We start from the raw sequence: 24,625 nt of genomic DNA on the forward strand, positions 1-24,625 counted from the left end.
CACCTTCGCGCCGATGAGCGTGCAGGCGACCTATATCTGCGCCAGCGCCATGATCGTCGAGGCGATCCTGTCCTTCATCGGCGCCGGCGTGCCGCCGGCGACGCCGTCCTGGGGCAACATCATGGCCGAGGGCAGGGCGCTCTGGCAGGTCCGGCCGCATATCATCCTGTTCCCGGCCGTGTTCCTCTCCATCACCGTCCTCGCCGTAAACCTCCTCGGCGACGGCCTGCGAGACTCCCTCGATCCGCGTCTCGCCAAGTCCCTCTGAAAGCCAGCCCTGCCGCTGGAACAACCCTCGCCCTGCATTGCCGGCGCTTGACGCGCCGGCTCAGTGCTTGAAAGCCTTCGTCGCAGGGTGATCTTCATCCGGAGCCTATGACGTGACCCGTATCCTCACCGTCGCCGCCGCCCAGCTCGGCCCCATCCAGCGCGATGAAAGCCGGGTCTCGGCCGTCGCCCGCCTGATCGAGCTGATGCGGCAGGCCAAGGGGCACGGCGCCGATCTCGTCGTCTATCCGGAAGCGGCGCTGACCGCCTTCTTCCCGCATTGGTGGATCGACGACGAGGACGAGATCGACAGCTGGTTCGAGACGGCGATGCCCTCGAACGAGACCGCGCCGCTCTTCGCGGAAGCGGCGCACCTCGGCATCGGCTTTCATCTGGGCTATTGCGAGCTCGCCTTCGAGGAGGGCCGCAAGCGCCGCTTCAACACCGCGATCCTGGTCGACAAGACCGGCTCGATCGTCGGCAAGTATCGCAAGATCCATCTGCCGGGGCATCCCGAGCATCGCCCGGCCGCACCGTTCCAGAATCTCGAGAAGCGCTATTTCGAGACGGGCAATCTCGGCTGGCCGGTCTGGCGGACGATGGACGCCAATATCGGCATGATGATCTGCAACGATCGCCGCTGGCCGGAGAGCTACCGCTCCATGGGCCTGCAGGATGTCGAGCTGGTCGTGCTCGGCTACAACACGCCCAAGCACAACCCGCCGGCGCCGGACCATGACCGGCTCGGCAATTTCCACAACCAGCTCGTGATGCAGGCCGGGGCCTATCAGAACGCCACCTGGGTGGTCGGCGTCGCCAAGGCAGGGCCCGAGGCCGGCGTCGACCAGATCGGCGGCTCCTGCATCATCGCGCCGACCGGAGAGGTCGTCGCGCAGGCCGTGACCGAGGGCGATGAACTGGTCGTCGCCCGTTGCGACATGGACCTCGGAAAGAGCTATAAGGCGTCGACTTTCAATTTCGCCAGGCATCGCGAGCCGCAGGCCTATGGCCTCATCGTCGGGCGCAAGGGCGCCGTCTCCCCGGTTTGATCATCCTAGAGGACTAAAATGACCCACGATCTCATCCTGAAGGGCGGCCGCGTCATCGACCCGTCGCAGAAGCATGACGGCATTCTCGACGTCGCCTTCACGGACGGAAAGGTGTCCGGCTTCGGCAAGGACCTGAAGGGCGCCAAGGAGATCCGCGACGTCTCCGGCTACATCGTCTCGCCGGGCCTGATCGACCTCCACACCCATGTCTACTGGGGCGGCACCTCGCTCGGCATCGACGCCGACGAGTTCTGCCGGCTCTCGGGCGTCACCACCTCGGTCGACACCGGCTCGGCCGGCCCCGGCAACTGGCCCGGCTTCCGCAAGCACGTGATCGAGCAGAGCCAAGCGCGCATCCTCGCCTATCTCCACGTCTCGCATGCCGGCATCTACGGCTTCGACCACCGGGTCATGGTCGGAGAGAGCGGCGATCTGCGCCTGATGAACCCGATCGACTGCGTCGAGGTCGCCGACAAGAACCGCGACTACATCGTCGGCATCAAGGTCCGCGTCGGCCTGCATGCCTCGGGCAACTCCGGCATTGTGCCGCTCAACATCGCGCTGCAGGTCGCCAACGAGGTCGGCATGCCGCTGATGTGCCATATCGACCATCCGCCGCCGTCCTATGAGGAGGTCATCGGCATGCTCCGGCCGGGCGACGTGCTGACCCACGCCTTCCGCCCCTTCCCGAACGCGCCCGCGACCGCGCAGGGCACGGTGAAGCCGGAGGTGTTGGCTGCCCGCAAGCGCGGCGTCATCTTCGACATCGGCCACGGCAAGGGCTCGTTCTCCTTCAAGACGACGCGCGCCATGCTCGCCAACGGCTTCGAGCCGGACGTGATCTCGTCTGACGTGCACAAGCTCTGCATCGACGGCCCGGCCTTCGACCAGGTCACCACCATGTCGAAGTTCCTCTGCATGGGCATGAGCCTGAACAGCGTCATCGCCGCCTCGACCGTGAACGCCGCCATGGCGCTGAAGCGGACGGAGTACGGCTCGCTCAAGGTCGGCTCGCTCGGCGACGCGACCATCCTGACCGTCAGGGAAGGCAAGTTCGACTATGTCGACGTCGTCGGCGAGCACCTGATCGGCGACAGGAAGATCGCCTCCGAAGGTGTCGTGCTCAAGGGCAAATGGTGGCACCCGAAGCGGACGAGCAAGTTCCCGAAGGTTGCGGCTTAATTGCCGCGCACGACACGCGGCGTCATTCTCGGGCGAAGCGAAGCGCAGACCCGAGAATCTCGGGACGTTGGCGCGCAGGAAACTCCTTCGGCGGGAGATACTCGGGTCGAGCCAGAACATGACGGGCGAGGAGGGAACTGGCGCTTGATGGCGCCGGCCGATCTGCCGGCCGTCATGGGGATCGCGGCCGTCGTGCATCCGGATTATCCCGAGGATGAGGCGGTCTTCGCCGAGCGGCTGCGGCTGGCGCCTGAGGGCTGCCATGTTCTGGCCGGCGAAGGCGGTGTCCTGCTGGGTTATCTCGTCAGCCACCCCTGGCCGGAGGGCACGGTGCCGGCGCTGAATTCGCTGCTCGGCGAGATCCCGCAGGGCACGCGGAACTGGTATATCCACGATCTCGCGCTTCTGCCCGAAGGCAGGGGCGGCGGCGCTGCCGGCGGGATCGTCGCGCAAGTTGCGGATCAGGCCGGGCTGGCCGGCTGCTCGAGCCTCGCGCTGGTCGCGGTCAACGATTCGACCGGCTTCTGGGGGCGCCAGGGCTTTCGCGAGGTGCATGACCCCGTGCTTGATCGCAAGCTCGCGAGCTATGACGATGCGGCCCGCTACATGCGCCGCGAATTACAGGTTTGAACCCAAGGGCCGGCGCGACAGATGCCGGCGAAGGATTGAGGAGAGAAACGCCATGAGCGCCGAAGACAAGCTGAAGGAACTGGGTTTGACCCTGCCCGAGGTGCCGACGCCGATCGCCACCTATGTCAGCTTCAAGCAGGTCGGCGACATCGTCTATCTCTCGGGCCAGGGCCCGAAGCGGGCGGACGGCACCTATCCGACCGGCAAGGTCGGCAAGGACGTCACGATCGAGGAAGCCTATGAGCACGCCAAGCAGACCGGCCTCGGCCTGCTCGCGGCGATGAAGAAGGCGGTCGGCTCGCTCGACAAGGTCGAGGTGGTCAAGCTGCTGGGCATGGTCAACGGCGCCCCCGATTTCGCCGACCAGCCCAAGGTCATCAACGGCTGCTCGGACCTGTTCGTCGCCGTCCTCGGCGATCGCGGCCGTCATGCCCGCTCGGCGGTCGGCATGGGTTCGCTGCCGAACAACATGACGGTCGAGATCGAAGTCATCATCCGGGTGCTGCCATGAGCGTCACCGCGACCACATCGCAGGCTGTCGACCAGCCGGCCTCGACGCCGCTGGCCGCCGAGATCGCGCGCGTCTACGGCACGCCGGCCGTGGTGATCGATCTCGACAAGGTCGATGCCAACATCGCGCGGCTCCAGGCCGCCTGCGATGCCGCCGGCGTCGCCAACCGCCCGCATATCAAGACGCACAAATCGCCGGAGCTGGCGCGGCTGCAGGTCGAGGCCGGCGCGCGCGGCATCACCTGCCAGAAGCTCGGCGAGGCCGAGGTCATGGCCGATGGCGGGCTCGACGACATCATGATCAGCTACAACATCCTCGGCGAGGAGAAGCTGGGCCGCCTCGGCGCGCTCCAGCGCCGCGTGCGGATGATCGTCGCTGCCGACAACCCCGTCACCATCTCCGGCCTGCCGCGCGCCGGCGAGATCGCAGGCCGTGATCTGGAGGTGGTCATCGAATGCGATACCGGCCGCAAGCGCGCCGGCGTCGAGACGCCGAACGAGGCGGTGGAGCTTGCGAAGATGGTCGCGGCCTCGCCGGGCCTGCGCTTCGCCGGCTTCCTGATGTACCCGCCCGAGGATGGCTGGGAGCGCACGCAAATCTTCCTCGACACCGCCAATGCCGGCCTGCGCGATGCCGGCCTCAAGGCCGATATCATCTCGACCGGCGGCTCCCCCAACATTCCCAATATGGGCAAGCTGAAGGGCGCGACCGAGCACCGCTCGGGCACCTCGATCTTCAACGACCGCATGCAGATCGCGGCCGGCGTCGCGACGCTTGAGGATTGCGCGCTCACGGTCTATGCGACGGTGGTGAGCCGGGCCGGGGCGGAGCGGGGCATCCTCGATTCCGGCTCCAAGACGCTGACCAGCGACAAGGGCAACCTCGAGGGCCACGGCTACATCCTCGAATATCCTGCGGCGAAGATCGCGCAATTCGCCGAGGAGCACGGCTTCCTCGACCTGTCGGCCTCGAACAAGCGGCCGGTCGTCGGCGAGGTCGTCCGGGTCGTGCCGAACCATGTCTGCGTCGTCGTCAACATGGTCGACCGGCTGGTCACCGTGCGCGGCGACAAGCTGATCGGCGAGTTGCCGGTCGCCGCGCGTGGGCGGTTGACCTGACTGAAGCGCATCCGCATTTCTGCGAAACGCGGATGCGCTTCATTTCCTGGCTTGGTCGCATTTTCTTCACGCGAACCGGCTGCCACTTCGCTTGAAAATGCTCGGCCTCAGTTCTGGAGGATCTTGGATCCTTTGATCGTGACAGTGCCGGACGCCTTGGCATCGAGGCGTCCGGATGCCCTGAGCGTGATGTCGCGCCCCTGAAGCTCGACGCTGCCGTCCTTCCGCATATTCAGCTTGGCGTCGCCACTTTTCAGCGTGGTCGCATCGGCACTCTCGATCGAGAGCGTCTTCCCGACGCGGACCGCCATATCCTTTCCGACGCTCATCGCCATGTCCTTGCCGGAGGTGACGGTGAAGTTCTGCCCACTGTCGATCTCGCAGCCGATCGCCGCGGCGACGCTGAAACTGCGCGTTTCAAGGGCGATCTCCTGGCTGCTGCTGACGCGCAGGCGGTTGCCGACGGCGAGGCTGGCATGGCCGCCGGCGGTCATGGCCAAGCCGCCTCCGGACGTCAGCGTCATGGAACTGCCGGCGCTGAGCGCGATGCCAAGGCCGCAATTCACGGTCAGCGATCCCGGTGCATTGATGACGACATTGCCACCTCGGTCGGCGGAGATCGCTTGCGTGAGAAGCGCGATCTGGGCTTCGAGCGCGGCGATCCGGCGCTGAAGGGCTTCGGTGTCCGGATCGGCCATCAGCGCCTCCCGCAGGCTCGGTGGGTAAGGTGACGAAACGTCAGCTTACCACGGCCTGCAGGCTCCGAGAACGCGGCTCGCCGGATCAGGCTGCCGGGTGCCGGGCGTTCCAATGGGCGGCGTAATCCTCGCAGAGCCTGTCCAGCTCGGCCCGATCGGTGACGCCGGCCGGGCGCCCGCGCGAGGGCGAAGCCTGCTGGAACGGCACATAGCGCTGATGCGCGATGCGCCAGAGCCGGCGCAGCTCCGCCAGCGGATCGGCATGATCGTCGACGCGGATGTCGAAGCTCGGCACCGGCTCGCCGTTCCAGATGCGGATCGCGGCTGATTGCCGGCCGCGCTTGTCGCCGCCGGCCTTCTCGCCCGCTTCCAGAGCCACCAGCAGCCGCTCGTCGAAGTCCAGTGCCGAGGAGGCGATGTAGGCCTTGAGAGTGTCCTGCACGACTTCGGGGCCCGCGAGCATGTTGCCGGCGACCGAGACCTGCGGCCCGTCCACCGCCCCGCACCAGTCGATGCAGGCCGCGCCGGTATGGGCGGCAATCCGGCCGTCACGGTCGATGACGTGCAATTGGCGATGGGCGCGGCCTTCGTCGGCCGCCGTCAATGTCGCGACGATCTCGACGGCAGAACGCGCCTCCTGCAGCAGGCGCAGGCCATCGAGGCCGTAGAGCGGATTGACGAAAGCCTGCGTCGCGATGGCGCCGATCCGCCCGCCGCCAAAGGGCACGCGCGAGCCGACGGCGAAGGCGCAGGTCGAGACGGCGACGCCATAGGCGCCGGTCGCGGCGTCGCGGGCGACGATGGACCAGGTCATGCAGGCTATTCCTCAGCGGCCGGCGGCATAGGCCTGCATCAGACGCGGCGTCGCGGCGGCGCGCAAGAGGCCGCCACTGCCGCGTTCCGCCGCAGTCAGCCGCCCGACCGTCCAGGCCGGCGCCTTCTCGACGGCGTGGCCGCGGCGTTCCAGCTCGGCGAGCGCGGCGGCGCCGATGCTCTCCTCGATCATCATATGGCCCGGTCGCGAAGACCGCGGATAGAAGGAGGAAGGGAAGTGCTGGGTGTGGAACAGCGGCAGGTCGATCGCTTCCTGCAGGTTGAGGCCGTGATGGACCCGGCGCAGGAACAGGCCGAGCTGCCATTGCTCCTGCTGGTCGCCGCCCGGCGTGCCGAAGGCGAGGCGGGGCTCGCCCTTCTCGAAGGCGATCGTCGGCGTCAGCGTCGTGCGCGGCCGCTTGCCCGGTGCGAGCGAGGAGGGCAGGCCCTCCTCCAGCCAGAACATCTGCGCGCGCGAATTGAGCGGGAAGCCGAGCTCCGGGATGACGGGCGAGGATTGCAGCCAGCCGCCGGAGGGCGTCGCCGCGATCATGTTGCCCCATTTGTCGATGACGTCGATATGGACGGTATCGCCCTTCCGCCCGGCCGCGACCATCGAGGCCATGGTCGGCTCGCCGACGCTGGCGCCGCCCTGTGCGGGCTGGGCGATGGCGCCGAGCGCCCGCAGCGCATGCGCCACCTGGTCCTCGTATCCGGAGACGATGCCGGGCCTGAGTTCCAGCGAGGCACGCTCGCCGATCAGGCCACGGCGCCCGGCCGCATAATCCTCGGAGAGCAGGGTCGCGAGCGGCACTTTCACGAAATCCGGGTCGCCGTAATAGGCCTCGCGATCGGCGAAGGCGAGCTTCATCGCCTCGACGACATGATGGACGAATTCCGGACTCGCCGGCCCCATCCCGGCAAGGTCGATGCCTTCCAGGATCTTCAGCGTTTGCAGGAAGGCCGGGCCCTGGCCCCAGGGGCCGATCTTGAAGACCTCCCAGTCGTGATAGCTGACCGAGGTCGGCGTCTCGTAGGTCGGCCGGTAACTCGCCATGTCCTGCGCGGTGAGCAGGCCCTTGTTGCGGCGGCCGGAGGAATCCATCACCTCCTGCGTGCGGCAGAAGCGGTCCATCGCTTCGGCGACGAAGCCCTTGTACCAGGCGTCATAGGCGGCCTGGATCTGCTCCTGACGGTCGCTGCCCTTCGCTTCCGCCTCGGAGAGGATGCGCTTGTAGGTCGCGGCTGCCGCCTTGTTGGCGAAGAGCTTGCGCGCTTCCGGCACATTGCCACCCGGCAAGTAGACCGCGCCTGAACTCGACCATTCGTTGCTGAAGAGATCGGTCAGTTCACGGATCGAATCCGAGACGCGCGGCAGCATCGGGTGGCCGTTCTCGAAATAGCCGATCGCCGGCTCCAGCACCTCGCGCAGCTTCAGCCGGCCATGGTCGCGTAGCAGCGTCATCCAGCCGCCGAAGGCGCCGGGGATCACGGTCGCGAGCAGGCCGGAGCCGGGGATCAGGTCGAGGCCGAGCGCCTTGTAGGCGGCGATGGTCGCAGCCTGCGGGGCCGGCCCCTGCGCGCAGAGCGTCTCGACCTTCCTGGTTTCGGCCGAATAGAAGACGGCCGGCATGTCGCCTGCCGGGCCGACGAGGTGCGGCTCGACGACCTGCAGCACGAAAGCGGCGGCGGCGCAGGCGTCGAAGGCGTTGCCGCCCTTCTCCAGCATCGCCATGCCCGATGCGGTGGCGAGCCAGTGCGTCGAGGTGACGACGCCGAAGGTGCCGAGGATTTCGGGGCGGGTCGTGAACATGGGCGTGTCCAGTTTGTCAGAAAAAGGAATGGTCAGGCACGGAGCGGCTAGGTCTCTGCTTTCCGCTCAGCCCTCATCCTGAGGAGCCGCGAAGCGGCGTCTCGAAGGATGTTCCAGAAGGCTCGTAGACGCATCGCAAAGCGATATTGAAACCGCGGATCATGTTCGGCGCCTTGCGAACTCGGGGAGTTGCTCCCAGCGACCATCGATCATGGCTTGCTTCTTACGTCGCGACCAACCCTTGACGCGCCGTTCCATGGCAATCGCATCGAGAATACTGGGGAAATGCTCCGCGAAGGCCAAGGTGACGGGTGGTCGAGTGAAGGTGTAGCTACCGGGGTGCAGCCCCGCATTGTGCTGACTGATCCGGGCTTCGATCTCTCCGCGCGAAGTTCCGGTGTAGAAGCTGCCATCGCTGCATTCTACGATGTAGAGCCAGCATCCATCCTGTTTCCGCATGACAGCCGGAGCTCCAAAGAATCCCAACCTCGTTCGGTCGAGTCTTGCTGGCAACCTCGGCGGAGCGTTCTGGAGCATCCTTCGAGACGCCGCTTCGCGGCTCCTCAGGATGAGGGCTGAGTAGGTGGAGATCATCTAGCCCTCCTTTGGATCGAGCGCGTCGCGCAGGCCGTCGCCGAGCAGGTTGAAGCCGAGCACGGCGAGGAAGATGCAGACGCCCGGCGCCACCGACATCCACGGCGCCTGCTCCATGAAGTTCTTGGCGACGTTGAGCATCTGACCCCAGGACGGCGACGGCGGCTGCTGGCCGAGGCCGAGGAAGGAGAGGGCGGCTTCCAGGATGATTGCCTGTGCCATGAACAATGTCGACTGCACCACGATGGGGGACAGGGTGTTGGGCAGCACATGGCGGAACATCAGCCGCAGGTCACGCGCGCCGACCGAGCGCGCGCCTTCGACGAAATCCTCCGCCTTCACGCTCATCACCTGGCCGCGCACCAGCCGGATGAAGATCGGCACGGCCGACAGGCCGATCGCGATCATCGCATTGGTCAGCGAGGGGCCGAGCACCGCCGCGAAGGCGATGGCGAGGATCAGGAAAGGGCAGGCCAGCAGCGCTTCCGTGACGCGCGAGATCACGATGTCGGTCCAGCCGCCATACCAGCCGGCCAGCAGGCCGAAGGGCAGGCCGATCGCCACCGCGATCAGCACCGAGACGATGCCGGCGAGCAGCGAGGCCTGCGCGCCGTAGAACAGCCGCGAGACCTGATCGCGCCCGAGCTCGTCCGTGCCGAACCAGTAGAGTTCCGAAGGCGGCTTGCGGATGGCGAGGAAGTTGGACTTGAACGGGTCGGCCAGCGGCAGGATCGGCGCGAGCACCGCCATCAGCACGAAGATCAGCACGATCCCGCCGCCGATCAGCGCGGACTTGTTGCGGATCAGCCGGGCGAGCACGCCGGGGCGCGTCTTCATCCCGCTCGCCGCGCCCGATGAGGGGAGGGAATCCAGCGATGCCATCAGCCGGTCCTCAGGCGCGGATTGACGAGGACGTAGAGGATGTCGGCCAGCAGGTTCATCAGGATGAAGCCGATCGCGGTGCACAGCACCACGCCCTGCACCACCCCGTAATCGCGATTGAACACGGCATCGACGATCAGCTTGCCGAAGCCGGGGATGGTGAAGACCTGCTCGGTCAGCACCGCGCCCGCCAGCAGTTCGCCGAAGAGCAGGGTGGTCAGCGTGATGATCGGCACCAGCGCATTGCGCAGCGCATGGCGGTGGATGACCGTGTCCTCGTCGAGCCCCTTGGCCCGGGCGGTGCGGACATAGTCCGAGCGCAGCACCTCCAGCATCGCCGAGCGGGTATGGCGCATCAGGAAGGCCGCGAGCCCATTGCCGAGCACGAAGGCCGGCATGATCAGCCGCTGGATCGCCTCCCACGGGTGCACGAAGATCGATTCATAGCCGGAGGCCGGTAGCCATTTCAGGTGCACGGAGACCAGCAGGATTAGCATGATCCCGAACCAGAAATTCGGGATCGAGAGGCCGGACAGCGCGGCCGCGCTCGCCGAGTAATCGATGATCGTGCCCTTGTGCCGCGCGGCGAGGATGCCGATCGGAATGCCAATGCAGATCGCGACGAGGATCGAGGCGGTAGCGAGTTGCAGCGTCACCGGCAGCTTCTGCAGGATCAGGTTCAGCACCGGCTCGCCGGTGCGCAGCGAGCGGCCGAAATCGCCCTGCACGACCTGTCCCAGCCAGGCGAAGAACTGGACGACGACCGGGTCGTCCATCCGGTAGATCTCGCGCAGCCGCGCGATCACCTCCGGGTCGCGCTCCTCCCCGGCGATGACGAGGAAGGGGTCGCCCGGCAGCGCGCGCTGCAGGGCGAAGACGAAGAGCGAGACCAGGAATAGCGTCGGTATCGCGATGAGGATGCGGCGGATGATCAGGGTGAACATGGCGCGCTCGGAACCGCTCCGTCATCCCGGATGCAGCGAAGCGGAACTCCCGGACCCATCGTAGAGAACCGCGCTCTGCGATGGATCCCGGGACGACCTTCGGCCGCCCGGGATGACGGCGCAGTCGCCGACCCGTGGGAAACCCTCACGAGCGCTTCAGCCCCGCCAGACGGATCATCCCGTCCGGGTTGATCACGAAGCCCTGCATGGTCGAGCGCATCGCGAAGAACACCGTCTGGTTGTAGAGATAGATGATCGGCAGCTCGTCCTGCAGGATCTTCTGCGCGGCGTCGTAGAGCTTCTTGCGCTCGGCCGGCTCGTAGACGGTGCGGGCCTGGTTCAGCAGGCGGTCGACCTCGGGGTTGGAGTATTTGCCGTCGTTCTGGCCGCCGCCGGTGGTGACGAAGGGGTGGATGTTGCCGTCCGGGTCGATGCGGCCGGACCAGCCGATCCGGCTCATCTGGAACTTGCCCTGCTGCTGGTCGCGCAGCTGGCTGGCGAACTCGGTCGAGCGGATCTGGATGTCGATGCCGGCTTCCTGGGCCATCGCCTGGATGACCTGTCCGAGCTGGGCGTCCACCGGGTTGTTGGTGACGAAGAGCTCGGCCGTGACCTTGGGCTGCCCGGCCTCCTTGAGCAGCGCCTTGGCCTTGGCGACGTCACGGGCGGGAACGGGCAGCTCGGCGCTGAGATAGAAATTGCCGGGGTTGAAGGGCTGGTTCATCGGCTCGTAGAGACCCTCGAACACCACCTGGCTCAGCACCTTGCGGTCGATCGACAGCGAGAGCGCCTGGCGCACGCGCTTGTCCTGGCCCACCGGCTGTTTCGCGGCGTCGCCATTGTTGGTGTTGATGGTGATGCCCTGGTAGCCGAGATTGGCCATGCTCGCGACCTTGAGCGACTTGTCGCCTTCCGCCGATTTCACATCGGTCGGCGCCAGCCGCTCCAGCATGTCGAGCTCGCCCGAGCGCAGATTGGCGAGGCGCACCGTCGTGTCGGGGATCGAGCGGTAGACGATCCGGTCGAAGCCGTATTTGTCCGCCTCCCAATGCTCCTTGAACTTCTCCAGCACGATGCGGTCGTTCTGGACGCGTTCGACGAATTTGTAGGGGCCGGAGCAGACCGGCTTGGCGGCGACGTCGCCCGACAGGCTCTTGGGGGCGAGCATCATGCCGGCGCGGTCTGTCAGCTGCGAGAGCAGCGTGGCGTCCGGGCGCTTCAGCTTCAGCACCAGCGTCGTCGCATCAGGTGCCTCGACCTTCTCGACCGAGGCCAGTTCCGATTTGCGCAGCGAGTCCGGCAGGGTCATCGCGCGCTCGATATTGGCCTTCGCGGCTTCCGCGTTGAAGGGTTCGCCGTCATGGAACTTGGCGTCGCTGCGCAGTTTCATGGTCAGCGTCAGCCCATCGGCGGAGAAGTTCCACTCCGTCGCCAGCCGCGGCACCAGCTTCAGTTCCGGCGTGATGTCGAGCAGCCGGTCGCACAGGCCCATGAACACGATGCGCCCGACGAAGGTGCGCGCCTTGTGCGGATCGAGCATGTCGGGGTCTTCCTGCAGCCCGATACGCAGTGTGGAGGGGGCCTGGGCAAGGGCCGGAAGCGCGGCGAGCGCGAGCGCGGCGACCGAGACTGCAACCTTCAACAGCTTCATGCTTTCCCCCATTGTGCGGATGATTTTCCGGGGACCGTTTTCGATGATCTGGCGGACATGCCATTCGCCGAATTCGTTCCTCATGGCACTAAGCTGACTCAGAATCTCGCCGTCGTCGATGATGCGCCGCACCAATTCGCAGGCACCGCTGCCTCATCGAAAGGCAGCCCCGAATGCCCCCTGATGCGCCGCCGCTACGCATGCCCTCAGGAGGACCGCTCGATGCGGCGATGGCTGTCGCCTCGCCAGTGATCGGCGGCTAGAACAGTCACAGCAACCGGGCCGGATGGCCGAGGGAGACGACGCAATGCTGCTGGGCGTGATTGCCGACGATATGACCGGCGCGACCGATGTCGCGCTGATGCTGAACCGCGCCGGCATGCGGACCGTCCAGGTCATCGGCGTGCCCCCCGCCGGCAGCACCTTGCCGGAGGCCGACGCGGTCGTCGTCGCGCTGAAGTCGCGCACGAACCCGGTGGCCGAGGCCGTCGCGGATTCGCTCGCCGCCTGCGAGGCGCTGCTTGAAGGCGGGGCGCGCCAGATCCTGTTCAAATATTGCTCGACCTTCGATTCGACGGCCGAGGGCAATATCGGCCCGGTCGCGAATGCGCTGGCGGAGCGCCTTGGCGCGAAGCTCGCCATCGTCTGCCCGGCCTTCCCGGCGAATGGCCGTTCGATCTATCAGGGTTATCTCTTCGTCGGTGCCGTGCCGCTGCACGAGAGCTCGATGAAGGACCACCCGCTGACGCCGATGCGGGATTCGAACCTGATGCGGCTGATGTCCGTACAGGCGAAGACGGAGGTCGGCCTCGTCGATTACGCTACGGTCCTGGCCGGCCCTGCCGCAGTGAAGGCGCGCCTCGCCAAGCTTCAGGCCGATGGCCTCCGCTATGCCGTGACCGACGCCCTGACCAACGAGGATTTGATGACGCTTGGACACGCTGTGTCCGAGCATGTGCTGCTGACCGGCGGCTCGGGCATCGCCATGGGCCTGCCGCAGAATTTCCGCCGCGCCGGTCTCCTGCCGGAGCGGCCCGGCCCGCAGGAGCTGAAGGCGCCCGCCGGCCGCGCCGGCATCATCTCCGGCAGCTGTTCGACTGCGACGCGCGGCCAGATCAAGGCGGCGCTGGAAGCGGGCTATCCCGCGCTCAAGGTCGATCCCTTCGCGCTGGCCGATGGAAGCCAGGACGCCGCCGGGCTTGCCGCGTGGGCGCTGTCGCAGCCGCAGGACAAGCCATTCCTGCTCTATTCCAGCGATGATCCGGCGGAAGTCGCGGCCGTGCAGGACAAGCTCGGCCGCGAAAAGGCCGGCAGCATCGTCGAGCACGCCTTCGCGGAGGTCGCGCGGCGCCTTTCCGAGGGCGGCCTGACGCGGCTTCTCGTCGCGGGAGGCGAAACCTCGGGCGCGACGGTGCTCGGCCTTGGCATCCGCACGTTGGAGATCGGGCCCGAGATCGACCCCGGCGTGCCCTGGACGCGCGTCGTCGATGGGCCGGACATGGTCGTGGCGCTGAAGTCGGGCAACTTCGGCACCCCCGATTTCTTCCTGAAGGCCTGGAGCCTGCTGCGCTGAGGGAAACCGGGCGTCATTCTCGGGCGCAGCGAAGCGTAGACCCGGGAATCTCGGGACCAGAGAAAACTGGTTTCCGAGATGCTCGGGTCAAGCCCGAGCATGACGCTCGCTCACGACACTCCGGCGCTTCCGTCAGGATGCAGTGCACTCTAGGATCGTAAGGCAACCAAGAGGCCAGCATCGATATGGCATTTCTCGGCGAACTTCTGACCAGCGTGGCCGATCGCGGCCGTGCTTTGATCGGCTTCGAACGCTTCCTCGGCAATCGCGCTCGTCCGATCGACCGGCTCTGCGAGGATTTGCTCTCCGGCCGGGGCGAGGCGTCCGGCATGGCACTGGCGCAGGCGGTGCTGGAAGCCTGGCAGCGGCTCGACAAGCCCGGCCGGCTCGCCTTCTTCAATCTGCTGCGGGAGCGCTTCGGGCCGGATCATGACCGGCTCGAAAAGGCGATCGAGGCCTATCGCGAGAAACCCGACGCGGCGACGATCTCGGCGCTGCACCTCGCCGCCGAGCCGCGCCGTCAGGAGCTGCTGCGCCGCCTCAACCTCGCGCCGGACGGCACGCCCGTTCTCGTTAGGATGCGCGAGGCTCTGTTCGAAGCTATGGAGGCCGAGCCCGAGCTCAAGGCCATCGACGACGACTTCCGCCATCTCTTCGGCTCCTGGTTCAATCGCGGCTTCCTCGTGCTGCGTCGCATCGACTGGCGCACCCCGGCGAACGTGCTGGAAAAGATCATCCGCTACGAGGCGGTCCACGAGATCCAGGGCTGGGACGAACTGCGGCGTCGGCTCGAGCCTGCGGACCGGCGCTGCTTCGCCTTCTTCCACCCGCAGCTCATCGACGAGCCGCTGATCTTCGTCGAGGTCGCACTCACCACGGAGATTCCGCGCAGCATCGGCGAGGTGCTTCAGCCCGAGCGCGAGGTGCTGCCGGCGCAGGCGGCGACGACGGCGGTGTTCTATTCGATCTCGAACTGCCAGGAAGGCCTGCGCGGCATCTCCTTCGGCAATTTCCTGATCAAGCAGGTGGCGGAAGACCTGAAGCGCGAGCTGCCGGGGCTCGACACCTTCGTCACGCTCTCGCCGGTGCCTGGCTTCGCGCGCTGGCTTGCCGGTGTCGCCGGGGAGCAGGGCGAGTTGGCCCTCACCAATGAGGAGCGTTCCGAGCTTGCCCGTCGGCCTGGCGAAACCATCTCGCTCGACGACGCGACGAAGGCGCGCCGCGACAAGCTGCTCGGCCAGATGACCGCCGAATACCTGCTGCGCGCGCGCACCGCGTCGGGCCGCGTCATCGACCCCGTCGCGCGCTTCCATCTCGGCAATGGTGCGCGGCTGGAGCGCATCAATGTCGGAGGCAATCTCTCGGCGCGCGGCCATCGCGAGTCGCATGGCGTGATGGTGAACTACCGCTACGACCTCGACGACATCGAGACCAACCACGAGGCCTTCGCCACCCGCAACACGGTCGTGGCCTCCTCCGGCGTGCGCAAGCTGCTGCGCCCGGCGACGAATTGAGACGGAAACGCCTGAAAGGACCCGAAATCATGGGCAATCATCTCTTCGACCTCATCCGCTCGCGCATGCCGGCGCCGGAGGCGCCTTTCGCGCTGCTCGATGACGGCCGGCGCCTGTCCTATGCCGACATGCTCGACGTCTCCGCCCGCTTCGCCAATGCTCTTGTCGGGCTCGGCGTGAAGCCGGGCGACCGCGTCGCGGTGCAGGTCGAGAAGAGCTTCGAGGCGCTGATGCTCTATCTCGGCACGGTCCGCGCCGGCGCGATCTTCCTGCCGCTCAACACCGCCTACACCCCGGCCGAAATCGAGTATTTCCTCGGCGATGCCGAGCCGGCCGTCTTCATCTGCGATCCCGCCAAGGCCGAGGCGCTGCGCCCCTATGCCGAGAAGGCTGGCGCGAAGCTGGAGACGCTCGGTATCGGCACGGGCAGCCTGCTCGGCAAGGCGAACGCCGCTTCGACCGGCTTCACCGATATCGCGCGCGGGCCGGACGATCTCGCCGCGATCCTCTACACCTCCGGCACGACCGGCCGCTCCAAGGGCGCGATGCTCAGCCACGACAACCTCGCCTCCAATGCGCTGGCGCTGGTCGACTATTGGCGCTTCGGCAAGGCCGACGTGCTGCTGCACGCCCTGCCGATCTTCCACACCCACGGCCTCTTCGTCGCGACGAACGTGATCCTCTTCGCCGGCGCCTCGATGATCCTGCTGCCGAAGTTCGATCCCGATCAGGTCTTCAAATACCTGCCGCAGGCGACCAGCATGATGGGCGTGCCGACCTTCTATGTCCGATTGCTGCAAGACCGGCGGCTGACACCTGCATCGGCCGAGCACATGCGCCTCTTCGTCTCCGGCTCGGCGCCGCTGCTGGCCGAGACGCATCGCGAATGGYGCGAGCGCACCGGCCACGCCATCCTCGAGCGCTACGGCATGACCGAGACCAACATGAACACCTCGAACCCCTATGACGGGGATCGCGTGGGCGGCACGGTCGGCTTCCCGCTGCCGGGCGTCGCGGCGCGCGTCACCGATCCCGAGACGGGCAGGGAGATCGCCCGCGACGAGATCGGCATGATCGAGGTCAAGGGCCCCAACGTCTTCAAGGGCTACTGGCGCAATCCCGAGAAGACCAAGGCGGAGTTCCGGCCGGACGGCTTCTTCATCACCGGCGACCTCGGCAAGATCGATCCGGCCGGCTACGTCCATATCGTCGGACGCGGCAAGGATCTTATCATCACCGGCGGCTACAACGTCTATCCGAAGGAAGTCGAGACCGAGATCGACGAGATGCCCGGCGTGATCGAGAGCGCCGTGATCGGCGTGCCGCATCCCGATTTCGGCGAGGGCGTGACGGCGGTCGTTGTCGCCAAGCCGGGAGCGGAGATCACCGCCCAGGGCATCGCCCGGGCGCTGGAGCAGCGCCTCGCCAAGTTCAAGCAGCCCAAGCAGGTCTTCGTCGTCACCGAGCTGCCGCGCAACACCATGGGCAAGGTCCAGAAGAACCTTCTACGCGAGCAGTACAAGGACATCTACGCCAGGCAGATGAAGGCCGGCGAGTAGGACAGTTTCTCAGGCGCTGGTCATCCCGGGCGACCGAAGGGAGACCCGGGATCCATGCCTGAGCATTTCTGTTAGACGTTCAGGCATGGATCCCGGCTTTTCGTTTCGCTGCGGCCGGGATGACGGCTCGGGTTGAAACAGCTCACACCAGCGCGGGCACGCCGAGTTCGATCGTCTCGCCATCGGCGGGGATGCGCAGCCGCCGCGTGTCGACGCCGCGCTCCTTCGCCGCCTTCCGCAGGCGGGTGCGGCTGACGGTGGCGTGGTCGAGGGCTTCCATATGCGTCGCGATCACGGTCGCGCGCGGGAAGGCCTCGGCAAGATCGAGCGTCTGCTCGTCGTCCATAACGATCAGCGTGTTGTCCCACATCGCGCCGCAGGAATGGGTGACGATGATATCGGGGCCGGTCGCGGCCACGGCGTCGCGCAGCGGCTGGTAGAAGACGCTGTCGCCGCACCAGTAGAGCGTCGGTTCGCCCGGCGCCTCGAAGCTCAAGCCCATCACCTGACCCATCTTCTCGACGACGGCGCCGGTGCCGTGCTGCGCGGGATGCCGCTTCAGCACGATCGGCCCCAGCCTGATGAAGCAGTCGATCGCGGTGATCGAGGAAAACCCCGCTTGGGCGATCGTCGCCTCGTCGCCGGGCTGGCAGATGATCGGCAGCCCCTTTGGAACCCGCTCCTTGGCGACGTCGTCGAAATGATCGGCATGGAGATGGGAGACGATCACCGTGTCGACGCCGGCGAGGATGTCCTCGACCGGCTCGGGCAGATCGACCATCGGGTTCTCCGAGCGCCCGGTGAAGGAGCGGCGGCTGTGGCGCGGGCCGAAATCGGGGTCGATCAGGAAGGTTCTGCCGCCATAGTCGAGTTTCAGCGTCGCGTTGCGGAGAAGTTTGAGCTTCATATCCGTCTGCTCCTCGTCTCGGGCGGGCATTGTTCCGCATCCCGACACGGTGAGACCAGTTCGGATTTGTGAAGCTGTCTCCACGTTCGCGTGACGTATCAAGCGGCGGCGAACTGGCCGTAGGGCACGTTCTGGCGCGCGGTGCGCAGCGCGCTCGCCCACCAATGGAGCTGAGCCAGCATGGTCGCCATCGCCTGCTCGGCGCGGTCGGCATTGACCAGACAGCCCTCCGCATCGAAGCGGCTCCAGACATCGGCGAAGGCGACGCCGTCGCGGATCGGGGCGGCATGAAGCTCGCCGAAGACGAGGCGCAACTGCTCGACGGCACGCAGGCCGCCCGAAATCCCGCCATAGGAGACGAAGCTGACCGGCTTGCCGCGCCATTCCGGCCCGACCGCATCGATCAGGAACTTCAGGATCGCTGGATAGCCGCGATTGTACTCGGGCGTCACCACGACGAAGCCGTCGGCCCAGCCGATGATCTGGCGGAGTTCCTCGAGGGCAGGGTGCTTGCCGCCGACATGGCGCGGCGGCAGGTCGATCTCGCCGGGATCGACGATAGCGAGATCGAAGGGGCCGTCGCCCTGGATCTGTGAGATCGCCCAGCCGGCGACCTTGTCGCAGAAGCGGCCTTCGCGGCTGCTGCCGTAGATCAGGGCGAGCCTGATCCGGGTATCGACCTTCTGGTGCATGGAAACGCTCCGGTTTGCATCACGGGAGCAGGGCTTATAGAACCTCAACTAAGGTTAAGGTCAAGAGGCGTTTCGGAATGGCCGGGAAGATGCGCTTGCCGGGCGAACTCAGCGTCGGCGACGTCGCCCACCGCAGCGGCCTTGCCGTTTCGGCGCTGCATTTCTACGAGGCGGAAGGGCTGATGCGCAGCCATCGCACGCCGGGCAACCAGCGCCGCTATCCGCGCGAGGTGCTGCGCCGGGTCGCCATCATCAAGGTGGCGCAGCGGGCCGGCATGCCGCTGAAGACGATCCGCGAGGCCTTCAAGGCCCTGCCGCAGGAGCGCACGCCGACCGTCGCCGACTGGACGCGATTGTCATCCGCCTGGAAGGCAGAGCTGGAACATCGCATCGACCGGTTGACGCGGCTGCGCGACCATCTCAACGGCTGCATCGGCTGCGGCTGTCTCTCGGTGCGCGACTGCCCGCTGCACAATCCGTTCGATCGGCTAGCGGAGGAGGGGCCGGGCCCTCGCCTCCTCGATCCCGATTGAGCCTCAGCCCGCCTCGTAGAGCGTACCGAGCGGGAAGCGCGCGACATCGGCCATCAGCTCGGCGAAGCCCTTCGCCTGCAGCGCCGCGGTCGCCTTGCCCTTCTCGGCCGTGGCAAGGCTGGCATCGCCGACGGCGCCCGAGCGATTCACATCCTGTGCCATCCAGGCGAAGGCATGGGGACCGGTTGGCCTGAGATGGCGGTATCCTTCCTCGGCCATCGTCACCGTATGTGGCTTGAAATACCCGGCCTTGCTCATGTCGACGAGGTCCGGCCGGAAATGCAGCATCAGCGAGGTCTCGACATCGCCGCCATGAATGCCGTGGCGGATGTCGAGCTCGGCATAGATACCCTCCGGCAGGCCGAAGGACATCCAGGCGGTGGTGACCGCGAGCATGCCATGGCCGACGCGCAGTTCGCGGGCAGCGATCTTCATCGGGTCGACATTGCCGCCGTGGGAGGTGATCAGCACGAGCTTGCGGAAGCCGGCGCGCTTCACGCTCTCGCCGATTTCGATCCAGGCGCGGATCGCGCTCTCCCAGCCGATCGTCAGCGTACCCGGCGAATGCAGGTGTTCGTTCGACTTGCAGATCGCCTGCGTCGGCAGGACGAGGACGTCGAGATCGGCCGGCACCAGCGGCATCGCCTCGGTCAGCATGCCGTTCATGACGGTGGTGTCGACTGAAACAGGCAGATGCGGGCCATGCTGCTCGATCGCCGCCAGCGGCAGCACAGCGACGGTGCGTTCGGGCGTGAGTTCTGCGAAATCGGAACTCTTCAGGTCGCCCCAGAAACGCGCGGTCATGTGCTGGCTCCGAGCCGGTTGATCGCGGCGGAATCGAGGATGCGCTCCGGCGCGCCGTCCCGCGCGACCTTGATCATCGCCCGGCCGATTTGCTCGGTCGAAGTCACGTAGCGGGGAAAGAGCGGGTGAAGCACCGCCCAGAGCGGAGCCGTCAGGGTGTAGAGCATGCGATACCAGGCCGTGCGCGAGGTGATGCCGTGCATAGGCCGCATGCCGCCCGGCCGGAAGACGTAAGCCCCAAGGAACGGCAGCTTCAGCACCGCATTCTCGGCGCGGCCCTTGACGCGCGCCCACATGACCTTGCCTTGCTCGCTGCTGTCGGCGCCTGCGCCGGAAACCAGGATGAAGACGGCCTGCGGGCTCGCCTTCACCAGCGCCTGCGCCGCCGCGACCGGCATGTCATAGGTGATGCGGCTGTAATCGGCCTCCGACATTCCAACCGAGCTGATGCCGAGGCAGAAGAAGCAGGCGTCGAAGCCGGCAAGCTCGGGCTGCAGGGCGGCGAAGTCCGTCATATCGGCATGCACGAGCTCGCGCAGTTTCGGATCGACTTGCCCGATGGGCCGCCGGCTGATTGCGACGACGCCTGTCACTTGCGGATCGAGAAGGCACTCGCGCAGGACGCCCTGGCCGACCATGCCGGTCGCGCCGAAGATCAGGACTTTCATGAACGCGATCTCTGCCTTGCATGGAGAACAGGTTTGGTGGGGCTGAAGCTAGTCACGGATGCGATGCATGCAAGTTCATCACTTTGCGGAGCCCTGCGCCGATGAATGCTGCCTTGTTTCTGTGCAGAAACCCGGTAGCCCGGCGTTGCATTGTCCCGCGGTGCTATCGCATGGGATAAGGAGACGGGCCAGTGGCGGGACCGCCCGCAGATGCAGGGGAGATAGCGAGATGACGACGATGAAGTATCGCGTGAACCGGCGCGCCGCGCTCGGGCTGATCGGCGGCTCGACGGCTTCCCTGCTGATCCCCGTACCGGGCGCCCGCGTCAGCGCGCAGACGCTCGACAAGCTGAGCTTCCAGACCAATTGGCGCGCCCAGGCCGAGCATGGCGGCTACTATCTCGCCGCCGCCAACGGCATCTACAAGAAATACGGCATCGAGACCGAAATCCGCCCCGGCGGGCCGCAGCAGAACCCCTCGCAGCTCCTGCTCGGCGGGCGTGTCGACATGAGCATGTCGACGAGCTTCGAGGCGATCCGCTTCGCGCAGGAGAACATCCCCTTCCTCTGCATCGCGTCGATCTTCCAGAAGGATCCGCAGGTCATCATCTCCCACCCCAATCAGGGCAACGACACGCTGGCCGCCCTGAAGGGCAAGCCGATCCTGATCGGCGCCGAGGGGCGGACCGCCTTCTGGCCCTTCCTGCGCGCCAAGTTCGGTTTCACCGACGAGCAGATCCGGCCCTACACCTTCAACATGGCGCCATTCCTGGCCGACAAGAACCTCTCGCAGCAGGGCTTCCTCTCCTCCGAGCCTTTCGCGATCCAGAAAGCCGGCGTGAACCCGGTCGTCCACCTCCTCGCAGATAGCGGCTTCGAGGCCTACAACACGACGATCAACGTCTCGCGCAAGCTCGTCACCGAGAAGAAGGACCTGATCCAGCGCTTCGTCACCGCCTCGCTCGAAGGCTGGGCGCAGTACATGAAGGGCGGCGCGGAAGCTGCAGCGGCGAACGCGCGCATCCTCAAGGACAACCCCGACCTGGACCAGGAGAAGCTCGACTACGCCGTCAAGGTCATGAACGAGCGCGGCATCGTGCAGTCCGGCGACGCGCTGACTTTGGGCATCGGCGCCATGACCGATGCGCGCTGGGAGCGCTTCTACACCTCGATGCGCGATGTCGGTGTCTTCCCGGCTGGGGTCGATTTCAAGAAGGCCTACAGCCTCGACTTCGTCAACAAGGGCATCGGCAAGGCCTGAGGCAAACGTCATGCTCGGGCTTGACCCGAGCATCTCGGAAACCAGCGGCTTCTCGTCATGAGCTTCTCGGGTCGCCGCTATGCGGCGCCCGAGAATGACGGCATTTCGTAGATCGGATCATCAGGCTTTGGACACGGCCTATCTAAGCACACCTCCGGGCAAGGAGAGCGCCGGTATTCCGCTGGTGGCGATCCGGCACGTCTCGAAGCGCTTCGCCAACGGCACGCTCGCGGTCCGCGACGTCGATCTCGAACTGGCGGCAGGGCAGTTCATCAGCCTGCTCGGCCCTTCGGGCTGCGGGAAGTCGACGCTGCTGCGCATGATCGCGGGCCTGGGCGCGCCGACATCCGGCACGATCTCATGGCCGGGCGAGGAGGGCGCCAGCCAGGGCAGCGCAGGCCATGGCGGGCGCGATCTCGGCTTCGTCTTCCAGGACCCGACCCTTATGCCCTGGGCCAACGCGCTCGCCAACGTCATGCTGCCGTTGAAGCTGAAGGGCGTGCCGCGGGCCGAGGCCGAGGCGCGCGCGGCCGAGATGCTGGCGCTGGTCGGCCTCAAGGGCTTCAAGACATCGTATCCGCGCGAGCTCTCGGGCGGCATGAAGATGCGCGTATCGATCGCCCGCGCGCTGGTCATGCGGCCGAAGATCCTGCTGATGGACGAGCCCTTTGCGGCGCTCGACGAGATCACGCGCCACCGCCTCAACGACGACCTGCTGGAGCTCTGGGCGCGCGAGCGCTTCACCGCCGTCTTCGTCACCCATTCCGTCTTCGAGTCGGTCTATCTCTCGCAGCGCATCGTCGTGATGGCGGCGCGCCCCGGCCGGGTCATGGCGGATCTCGCGGTCGATGCAGCCTATCCGCGCGACGACCTGTTTCGGACCTCCGGCGAATACGCCCATCTCTGCCGCGTCGCCTCCACCAAGCTCAAGGAGGCGATCGGCCAATGAGCGCTCCCGTCGAAACGCTGGCGGCCGATGGCACCGACGCGCAGGCGTTGCCTCTCGCCATGGCGGAACCCCGGCTTCTCGGCCTGCCGGTCAGCGTCTGGCCGCGCATCGTCGCGCCGCTCGCGATCGGGGTGATCGTCCTGGCGCTCTGGGAGTTCGCGGTCCGCTGGAACGAGATTCCCTCCTATGTCCTGCCCGGGCCGGTGCTGGTCGGACAGACGCTGGTCGCCGATTGGGGCACGCTCTCGGGTTCGCTCTTGGTCACGCTGAAGATCACCTTCATGGCGCTCGCTGCGGCGGTCGTCGTCGGCGTCACGCTCGCCGTGCTGTTCAGCCAGTCGAAATGGCTGGAGATGGCGCTCTTGCCCTATGCGGTGATCCTGCAGGTGACGCCGATCGTCGCCATCGCGCCGCTGATCATCATCTGGGCTGATGATATCGACCTCTCGCTACTGATCTGCGCATGGATCGTCGCCTTCTTCCCGATCCTCTCCAACACCATCCTCGGTCTGAACTCGGCCGACCACAACCTCGTCAACCTGTTCGAGCTTTACGGCGCCTCGCGCTGGCAGACGATGCGCTATCTCAAGCTGCCGGCAGCGCTGCCTTATTTCCTGGCGGGGCTGAAGATTTCCGGCGGCCTCGCCTTGATCGGGGCGGTCGTGGCCGAGTTCGTCGCGGGCACGGGCGGCAACGCCTCGGGCCTCGCCTATCGCATCCTGGAGGCCGGCTACCAGCTCAAGATCCCGCGCGTCTTCGCCGCGCTGGTCATGATCTCGCTGTCGGGAATCGCGATCTTCCTGGCGACCAGCCTGATCTCGTACCTGCTGCTGCATCGCTGGCACGAAAGCGCGATCCGGCGCGAGAACTGACGCTCCCTACCGTGGAGGCGGAGACCGCCGCTTGGCGTCAGACGAAATAGGCGAGCTTGCGATCGGCCTGCAGGGCGTCGATCTCGCGCAGCCCCGCCTCCGAATAGCCCGCCGCGACGCGTTTCGGCTCGGGCGGTGCGGCGGCCGGCTCATCGAAGACGATGTCGTCGTCGAGAAGATGGACCGTTCCCATGCGCGTTTCCGGAGCGATCCGGTCATTGAGCTGAACCGGGGCCTCGACCTCGTCCGATCCCACGACGTCGAGATTGTCATAGCTGTGCCGCATCGTCACCGTCGGAACATAGCCCGACGCCGATGCGCCTCTCTCTGCCGGTGCGTCTCTCTCGGCGGCCGCCGCCATGGCCTCGAAGCTCGCGCCGGGCTCGCGGGAGATTTCGCCGAAGGCGCGCAGGCTCGAATCCAGCATGGCGATGGTGTCGGCGATCTTGTCGATGCGCTGGACCAGCCCGTCGACGACGCCGATCGCGGTCGATATCTCCGTGGATTGCCGGTCGAGCCTGTCGCACAGCCCTTCCTCGGCGCCGGCCTCGCGCAGCTCCCAGGCAGCTTCCTGAATGGCCTCGGTCGCACTGAGAACGGTGCCTGCCGCCTTCTCGATCTGGACGGCGAGCCCCGACGAGCGGATATCGGCCTTGCCGCTCACGCGCTCCAGATCGGCCCGGAGATCGCTGATCAGCGCGGCGGCCTTGATCAGGTTGGTTTCGCGGCTGGTCTCCTGCACGCCGAGCCCGACGACGCGCTCGATCCGCTGGATCGCGCCGAGCAGCTGCATCGTGTCGGACTGGCGGTTGCGCTTGGCGTATTCTGCCATGAACCAGCGGCCACGCGCCGTCTCCAGCACGGCGGCCTCAATCGCCTCGAAATCGGCCTGGCTCAGCGGTGTCAGCGAGCGCGCATCGCCCATGACCATTCTGCCTTCGATAGACCAGCCGAATCAGCGGTGGTCGGGAGGTTCTGCGCCCGAACCTGCTCCACGATTCCTTAAGGAATTGCTGCCGGGGGCCCTGAGGCCGGCCAATCCGCCCCGAGCGAGCCATTCTATGGCCGTTCGGCAACGCTTTGCCGCCGAAACGTCCGGCGCGGCGCCATGCGCTTGCCAAGCACCGCCATGGCGGCAATA

Annotated in this window: 25 protein-coding genes; 13 read left to right on the plus strand and 12 right to left on the minus strand. The window is 66.5% G+C overall.

Going from position 1 to position 24,625, the window contains the following annotated elements:
• The 6 genes from AC1DVA_RS20910 to AC1DVA_RS20935 form a co-directional block, all read left to right on the plus strand.
• On the plus strand, positions 1 to 268 hold a 268-nt coding region (locus tag AC1DVA_RS20910; RefSeq protein WP_476807131.1), incomplete at its 5' end, for an ABC transporter permease subunit.
• A gap of 112 nt (positions 269 to 380) precedes the next feature.
• Entirely contained in the window at positions 381 to 1,316 is a 936-nt protein-coding gene (locus tag AC1DVA_RS20915; RefSeq protein ID WP_476807132.1) for an N-carbamoyl-D-amino-acid hydrolase, read from the plus strand.
• Between the two features lie 18 nt (positions 1,317 to 1,334).
• Positions 1,335 to 2,498: an amidohydrolase/deacetylase family metallohydrolase gene (locus AC1DVA_RS20920; RefSeq protein WP_476807133.1), complete on the plus strand. Its 1,164-nt coding sequence runs from the start codon at positions 1,335 to 1,337 to the stop codon at positions 2,496 to 2,498.
• 147 nt (positions 2,499 to 2,645) lie between these two features.
• Positions 2,646 to 3,128 (plus strand): GNAT family N-acetyltransferase, encoded by a 483-nt coding sequence (locus AC1DVA_RS20925; RefSeq protein WP_476807134.1) that lies wholly within the window; start codon positions 2,646 to 2,648, stop codon positions 3,126 to 3,128.
• Positions 3,129 to 3,180: 52 nt separating this feature from the next.
• The gene (locus tag AC1DVA_RS20930; protein WP_476807135.1) at positions 3,181 to 3,639 is read left to right on the plus strand and encodes a RidA family protein; all 459 of its coding nucleotides are present in this window, start codon (positions 3,181 to 3,183) and stop codon (positions 3,637 to 3,639) included.
• Entirely contained in the window at positions 3,636 to 4,757 is a 1,122-nt protein-coding gene (locus AC1DVA_RS20935; protein WP_476807136.1) for an alanine racemase, read from the plus strand. The genes AC1DVA_RS20930 and AC1DVA_RS20935 overlap by 4 nt, the downstream gene beginning before the upstream one ends.
• A 107-nt stretch (positions 4,758 to 4,864) precedes the next feature.
• Here AC1DVA_RS20935 and AC1DVA_RS20940 read toward each other — a convergent pair whose 3' ends face one another.
• The 7 genes from AC1DVA_RS20940 to AC1DVA_RS20970 form a co-directional block, all read right to left on the minus strand.
• A complete protein-coding gene (locus AC1DVA_RS20940; RefSeq protein WP_476807137.1) occupies positions 4,865 to 5,455 on the minus strand; it encodes a hypothetical protein in 591 nt (196 codons plus the stop codon).
• 85 nt (positions 5,456 to 5,540) lie between these two features.
• Positions 5,541 to 6,269, minus strand: a complete 729-nt coding sequence (locus AC1DVA_RS20945; RefSeq protein ID WP_265052422.1) for a DUF1028 domain-containing protein — start codon at positions 6,267 to 6,269, stop codon at positions 5,541 to 5,543.
• Between the two features lie 12 nt (positions 6,270 to 6,281).
• Positions 6,282 to 8,081, minus strand: coding sequence for a gamma-glutamyltransferase family protein (locus AC1DVA_RS20950; protein ID WP_476807138.1), 1,800 nt, complete (start codon positions 8,079 to 8,081; stop codon positions 6,282 to 6,284).
• A 159-nt stretch (positions 8,082 to 8,240) separates the two neighbouring features.
• On the minus strand, positions 8,241 to 8,675 hold the full coding sequence (locus tag AC1DVA_RS20955; protein WP_476807139.1) for a GIY-YIG nuclease family protein: 435 nt from the start codon (positions 8,673 to 8,675) through the stop codon (positions 8,241 to 8,243).
• Entirely contained in the window at positions 8,676 to 9,512 is an 837-nt protein-coding gene (locus tag AC1DVA_RS20960) for an ABC transporter permease (protein ID WP_476807140.1), read from the minus strand. It lies immediately after the preceding gene.
• Between the two features lie 44 nt (positions 9,513 to 9,556).
• Positions 9,557 to 10,501 (minus strand): ABC transporter permease, encoded by a 945-nt coding sequence (locus AC1DVA_RS20965; RefSeq protein ID WP_265052426.1) that lies wholly within the window; start codon positions 10,499 to 10,501, stop codon positions 9,557 to 9,559.
• Positions 10,502 to 10,646: 145 nt separating this feature from the next.
• Positions 10,647 to 12,152 carry an ABC transporter substrate-binding protein gene (locus AC1DVA_RS20970; protein WP_476807141.1) on the minus strand — a complete coding sequence of 502 codons (1,506 nt, stop codon included), beginning with the start codon at positions 12,150 to 12,152 and terminating at the stop codon, positions 10,647 to 10,649.
• A gap of 307 nt (positions 12,153 to 12,459) precedes the next feature.
• Between AC1DVA_RS20970 and otnK the strand changes: the two genes are divergently transcribed.
• The 3 genes from otnK (at position 12,460) to AC1DVA_RS20985 (ending at position 16,798) form a co-directional block, all read left to right on the plus strand.
• Positions 12,460 to 13,725 (plus strand): 3-oxo-tetronate kinase, encoded by a 1,266-nt coding sequence (gene otnK, locus AC1DVA_RS20975; RefSeq protein ID WP_476807142.1) that lies wholly within the window; start codon positions 12,460 to 12,462, stop codon positions 13,723 to 13,725.
• 185 nt (positions 13,726 to 13,910) lie between these two features.
• Positions 13,911 to 15,239, plus strand: coding sequence for a malonyl-CoA decarboxylase (locus tag AC1DVA_RS20980; protein ID WP_476807143.1), 1,329 nt, complete (start codon positions 13,911 to 13,913; stop codon positions 15,237 to 15,239).
• A 29-nt stretch (positions 15,240 to 15,268) separates the two neighbouring features.
• A complete protein-coding gene (locus AC1DVA_RS20985) occupies positions 15,269 to 16,798 on the plus strand; it encodes a malonate--CoA ligase (protein WP_476807144.1) in 1,530 nt (509 codons plus the stop codon).
• A 142-nt stretch (positions 16,799 to 16,940) separates the two neighbouring features.
• Here AC1DVA_RS20985 and AC1DVA_RS20990 read toward each other — a convergent pair whose 3' ends face one another.
• Both AC1DVA_RS20990 and AC1DVA_RS20995 read right to left on the minus strand, forming a co-directional pair.
• On the minus strand, positions 16,941 to 17,705 hold the full coding sequence (locus AC1DVA_RS20990) for an MBL fold metallo-hydrolase (RefSeq protein WP_476807145.1): 765 nt from the start codon (positions 17,703 to 17,705) through the stop codon (positions 16,941 to 16,943).
• A gap of 98 nt (positions 17,706 to 17,803) precedes the next feature.
• Positions 17,804 to 18,397: an NADPH-dependent FMN reductase gene (locus AC1DVA_RS20995; RefSeq protein WP_476807146.1), complete on the minus strand. Its 594-nt coding sequence runs from the start codon at positions 18,395 to 18,397 to the stop codon at positions 17,804 to 17,806.
• A gap of 77 nt (positions 18,398 to 18,474) precedes the next feature.
• Here AC1DVA_RS20995 and soxR point away from each other — a divergent pair, with 77 nt between their 5' ends.
• Positions 18,475 to 18,930 (plus strand): redox-sensitive transcriptional activator SoxR, encoded by a 456-nt coding sequence (soxR, locus tag AC1DVA_RS21000; RefSeq protein WP_476807147.1) that lies wholly within the window; start codon positions 18,475 to 18,477, stop codon positions 18,928 to 18,930.
• A 3-nt stretch (positions 18,931 to 18,933) separates the two neighbouring features.
• Here the strand turns inward: soxR and AC1DVA_RS21005 are convergent, their stop codons facing one another.
• The gene (locus AC1DVA_RS21005) at positions 18,934 to 19,734 is read right to left on the minus strand and encodes a creatininase family protein (protein ID WP_476807148.1); all 801 of its coding nucleotides are present in this window, start codon (positions 19,732 to 19,734) and stop codon (positions 18,934 to 18,936) included.
• Entirely contained in the window at positions 19,731 to 20,402 is a 672-nt protein-coding gene (locus AC1DVA_RS21010) for an NAD(P)H-binding protein (protein WP_476807149.1), read from the minus strand. The genes AC1DVA_RS21005 and AC1DVA_RS21010 overlap by 4 nt, the downstream gene beginning before the upstream one ends.
• A gap of 229 nt (positions 20,403 to 20,631) precedes the next feature.
• On the opposite strand from AC1DVA_RS21010, the gene AC1DVA_RS21015 reads away from it, so the two are divergent.
• The 3 genes from AC1DVA_RS21015 (at position 20,632) to AC1DVA_RS21025 (ending at position 23,484) form a co-directional block, all read left to right on the plus strand.
• On the plus strand, positions 20,632 to 21,663 hold the full coding sequence (locus AC1DVA_RS21015) for an ABC transporter substrate-binding protein (RefSeq protein ID WP_476807150.1): 1,032 nt from the start codon (positions 20,632 to 20,634) through the stop codon (positions 21,661 to 21,663).
• A gap of 127 nt (positions 21,664 to 21,790) precedes the next feature.
• Complete coding sequence (locus AC1DVA_RS21020) at positions 21,791 to 22,612, plus strand: ABC transporter ATP-binding protein (protein ID WP_476807151.1); 822 nt, start codon at positions 21,791 to 21,793, stop codon at positions 22,610 to 22,612.
• Between the two features lie 59 nt (positions 22,613 to 22,671).
• On the plus strand, positions 22,672 to 23,484 hold the full coding sequence (locus AC1DVA_RS21025; RefSeq protein WP_476807165.1) for an ABC transporter permease: 813 nt from the start codon (positions 22,672 to 22,674) through the stop codon (positions 23,482 to 23,484).
• Between the two features lie 37 nt (positions 23,485 to 23,521).
• On the opposite strand, the gene AC1DVA_RS21030 is transcribed toward AC1DVA_RS21025, so the two are convergent.
• The gene (locus tag AC1DVA_RS21030) at positions 23,522 to 24,409 is read right to left on the minus strand and encodes a hypothetical protein (protein ID WP_476807152.1); all 888 of its coding nucleotides are present in this window, start codon (positions 24,407 to 24,409) and stop codon (positions 23,522 to 23,524) included.
• Positions 24,410 to 24,625 lie beyond the last annotated feature (216 nt).

This window comes from Allobosea sp. P4_C6 (genome assembly GCF_056402015.1).